Source organism: Escherichia sp. MOD1-EC5495, assembly GCF_002965965.1.
Lineage (GTDB): Bacteria > Pseudomonadota > Gammaproteobacteria > Enterobacterales > Enterobacteriaceae > Escherichia > Escherichia ruysiae.
In genome coordinates this window covers 1-3,921 of sequence record NZ_PTRI01000043.1, presented here as the reverse complement: position 1 = coordinate 3,921, position 3,921 = coordinate 1, and the positions used below count along the sequence as shown (strand labels likewise).

The 3,921-nt window shown below is 47.2% G+C and carries 3 protein-coding genes, 2 tRNA genes and 1 rRNA gene; 1 reads left to right on the top strand and 5 read right to left on the bottom strand.

The annotated features are described in order from the left end of the window. Positions 1–181: 181 nt before the first annotated feature. Together BEG40_RS21385 and BEG40_RS21380 are read right to left on the bottom strand one after the other, a co-directional pair. Positions 182–266 (bottom strand) — tRNA-Tyr (locus BEG40_RS21385). A gap of 8 nt (positions 267–274) precedes the next feature. Further along, positions 275–350: transfer RNA gene (locus tag BEG40_RS21380), tRNA-Thr, on the bottom strand. Positions 351–711: 361 nt separating this feature from the next. On the opposite strand from BEG40_RS21380, the gene coaA reads away from it, so the two are divergent. Then, the gene (gene coaA, locus BEG40_RS21370) at positions 712–1,662 is read left to right on the top strand and encodes a type I pantothenate kinase (RefSeq protein WP_000023078.1); all 951 of its coding nucleotides are present in this window, start codon (positions 712–714) and stop codon (positions 1,660–1,662) included. Positions 1,663–1,690: 28 nt separating this feature from the next. On the opposite strand, the gene birA is transcribed toward coaA, so the two are convergent. The 3 genes from birA to rrf all read right to left on the bottom strand — a co-directional run. Next, positions 1,691–2,656 (bottom strand): bifunctional biotin--[acetyl-CoA-carboxylase] ligase/biotin operon repressor BirA, encoded by a 966-nt coding sequence (birA, locus tag BEG40_RS21365; RefSeq protein WP_105286072.1) that lies wholly within the window; start codon positions 2,654–2,656, stop codon positions 1,691–1,693. Beyond that, complete coding sequence (gene murB / locus BEG40_RS21360; protein WP_001016700.1) at positions 2,653–3,681, bottom strand: UDP-N-acetylmuramate dehydrogenase; 1,029 nt, start codon at positions 3,679–3,681, stop codon at positions 2,653–2,655. Before murB ends, birA begins: the two co-directional genes overlap by 4 nt. A 134-nt stretch (positions 3,682–3,815) precedes the next feature. Continuing rightward, positions 3,816–3,921 (bottom strand): 5S ribosomal RNA (gene rrf / locus BEG40_RS21355); the annotation flags it as partial.

The window sequence follows — 3,921 nt, the reverse complement described above, 5'->3', positions numbered from 1 at the left end:
AGCGGGAATCGAACCCGCATCATCAGCTTGGAAGGCTGAGGTAATAGCCATTATACGATGCCCGCATCCTGGAACTCGGCTACCTGATTTTCATTCTGCACTGAATATCGAGAGAAGCTCTCTTTATTCGAGCCGGTAAGCGAACTTATCGTCTCGGGCTACGCCATCGCGTGGCCGAAATTGGTGGTGGGGGAAGGATTCGAACCTTCGAAGTCTGTGACGGCAGATTTACAGTCTGCTCCCTTTGGCCGCTCGGGAACCCCACCGGACTTGATGGTGCCGACTACCGGAATCGAACTGGTGACCTACTGATTACAAGTCAGTTGCTCTACCTACTGAGCTAAGTCGGCATCAAGTAGCGCGCATTCTATGGAGACATGCGAACTCATGCAACTAAAAAATTGCATAATTTGTTTTGTTGGCCATATTTTAAACAATGCGATGAAGAAACAGCCGAACAAAGAGCAGATTAGCACATTTTTTCGGCATCGTTCTGCTTAACAATGTTCGCCAGTTAAAACACCATTCTTTTTATCAGATGGAATATCTGTCACATTGCTTTTCACCGATAGCTTCCCGTAAGCGATTTTTTCTTATTATTCCTCCCCATCTGGTGTTACCCTCCTGCCCATTAACCCATTCAACAGAACTGTGACGCGCCATGGCAAATATCGCTTTGCCGATAAAGCTATGACCGTCAGAAACATGCTTATGAGTATAAAAGAGCAAACGTTAATGACGCCTTACCTACAGTTTGACCGCAACCAGTGGGCAGCTCTGCGTGATTCCGTACCGATGACGTTATCGGAAGATGAGATCGCCCGTCTCAAAGGTATAAATGAAGATCTCTCGTTAGAAGAAGTTGCCGAGATCTATTTGCCTTTGTCGCGTTTGCTGAACTTCTATATAAGCTCGAATCTGCGCCGTCAGGCGGTTCTGGAACAGTTTCTTGGCACTAACGGACAACGCATTCCTTACATTATCAGTATCGCAGGCAGTGTAGCTGTGGGGAAAAGTACAACCGCCCGTGTATTACAGGCGCTTTTAAGCCGTTGGCCGGAACATCGCCGTGTTGAACTGATCACCACCGATGGTTTTCTTCATCCCAACAAAGTGCTTAAAGAACGCGGGCTGATGAAAAAGAAAGGCTTCCCGGAATCGTATGATATGCATCGTCTGGTGAAGTTTGTTTCCGATCTCAAATCGGGTGTACCAAACGTTACGGCACCGGTTTACTCGCATCTTATTTATGATGTAATCCCAAATGGTGATAAAACCGTTGTTCAGCCTGATATCCTAATTCTTGAAGGACTAAATGTCTTACAAAGTGGGATGGATTATCCGCACGACCCGCATCATGTATTTGTTTCTGATTTTGTCGATTTTTCGATATATGTTGATGCGCCTGAAGACTTACTTCAAACATGGTATATCAACCGCTTCCTGAAATTCCGTGAAGGGGCTTTTACAGACCCGGATTCCTATTTCCATAACTATGCGAAATTAACTAAGGAAGAAGCGATCAAAACCGCCATGACACTGTGGAAAGAGATCAACTGGCTGAATTTAAAGCAAAATATTCTACCTACTCGCGAGCGCGCCAGTTTAATCCTGACGAAAAGTGCTAATCATGCGGTAGAAGAGGTCAGACTACGCAAATAATTTGCAGGGGAGCTAATGCTCCCCTTTCTTATTTTTCTGCACTACGCAGGGATATTTCACCACCCATCCAGGGTTTTATTATTCCATCCTGCTCAAGCAATAAAGCGCCCTGTTTGTCTATTCCGCGTGAAATACCAAATATTTCTTTATCACCAATGATAAGTTTCACTGGGCGATTAATAAAATTATCCAGCTTTTCCCAGCGCGAAAGATAAGGTGCCAATCCTTCTTGCTCGAAGAGTTCCAGCGCCGCGCGTAATTCACGTATTAGCATGGCCGCCAACGTATTACGATCGAGATTGATCCCTGCTTCCTGCAATGTGATCCATCCCTGGTTAACGACACTCTCTTCAACACGACGCATTGCCATGTTGATTCCGGCGCCAATGACAATTTGTGCTGCATCGCCGGTTTTGCCAGTCAGCTCCACAAGAATGCCTGCCAGCTTGCGATCCTGCAGATAGAGGTCATTAGGCCATTTAACGCGAACTTTATCTGCACCCAGCTTGCGTAATACTTCCGCCATCACGATACCGATAACCAGACTTAAACCAATCGCCGCAGCCGGGCCCTGTTCCAGACGCCAGAACATCGACAAATATAAGTTTGCGCCAAAAGGCGAAAACCATTTCCGACCACGGCGACCACGGCCTGCCTGCTGATATTCTGCAACGCAGGCATCGCCCGATTTAAGCTCTTCGATACGATCAAGGAGATACTGATTCGTGGAGTCAATAACTGGCAGCACGGCTACACTGCCGCCATCCAGCTGACTCAATATCTTTTCGGCATTAAGTAACTGAATGGGCTCAGGCAGGCTGTATCCTTTACCCGGAACGGTAAAGACATCAACGCCCCAGTCACGCAGCGTCTGAATGTGTTTATTAATGGCCGCCCGGCTCATTCCTAACGTTTCACCTAGCTGCTCGCCAGAGTGAAATTCGCCATTCGCTAACAACGCGATTAATTTCAGTGGAACGGTATTATCCTTCATGAAATCGTCTCCACTGCGCTAACTTCACCTGATGCACCAATAAAGCGAACTTCGGGCTCAAGCCAGACATTAAATTTTTCACCAACTTTCTGTCTTACATGATGTGCCAGTTGCACGACATCTTCGCTTTTTGCATTGCCTTCATTGATGAGAACTAACGCCTGTTGACGGTGTACCGCAGCCCCACCAATTTGCGTCCCTTTTAGCTGACACTGATCGATGAGCCAGCCAGCAGCCAGTTTTACTGAACCATCCGCCTGAGGGTAATTCGGTGCCGTTGGAAATTGTGCCAACAACGCGTTAGCCGTTTCGGCAGATACAACAGGATTTTTGAAGAAACTACCGGCATTGCCGTTCACTTTTGGATCGGGAAGCTTTGTCGTTCTCATATGGCATACTGCATCAAATACTTGCAGTGGCGTTACTGTTGAAGGCTCCAGACGAGTTAAGTCACCGTAAGTCAGTACAGGTTGCCACTCTTTTGGCAGACGCAGACCTACGGCTACAATGGCGAAGCGATCCTGGTATTCATGTTTAAAAATACTGTCGCGATAGCCAAAACGGCACTCTTTGGCAGTTAAGCGCACTTGCTTGCCTGTCGCCAGTTCAACACAGTCAACATAAGCGCAAACTCGCTGTAATTCTACGCCATAAGCACCAATATTCTGGATAGGTGATGAGCCGACACAACCAGGAATTAATGCCAGATTTTCCAGACCGGGCATTCCTTGCTGCAAAGTGTATTTCACCAGATGATGCCAGTTTTCTCCTGCACCCACATGTAAATACCATGCATCAGGTTTATCATTAATTTCGATTCCTTTGATTCGGTTGATGATCACTGTTCCGCAGTAATCTTCCAGGAAAAGTACGTTGCTTCCTTCCCCCAGAATAAGAACAGGCTGTCCTTCTGCGGTCGCATGTTGCCAGGCATTGAGTAGTTGTTGTTCGTCTTCCGCACATACAATGTACTGAGCATTATGATCAATGCCAAAGGTGTTCCAGGGTTTTAAGGAGTGGTTCATAGCTGCTTTCCTGATGCAAAAACGTGGCTAGTTTACCGTATATGCGGGGGGATGGCTTGTAGATATGACGACAGGAGAAGTTTTTACCAGCGCAAAAAGGCCATCCTTCCGGATGGCCTTTCGCTTTATCTGATGCCTGGCAGTTCCCTACTCTCGCATGGGGAGACCCCACACTACCATCGGCGCTACGGCGTTTCACTTCTGAGTTCGGCATGGGGTCAGGTGGGACCACCGCGCTAC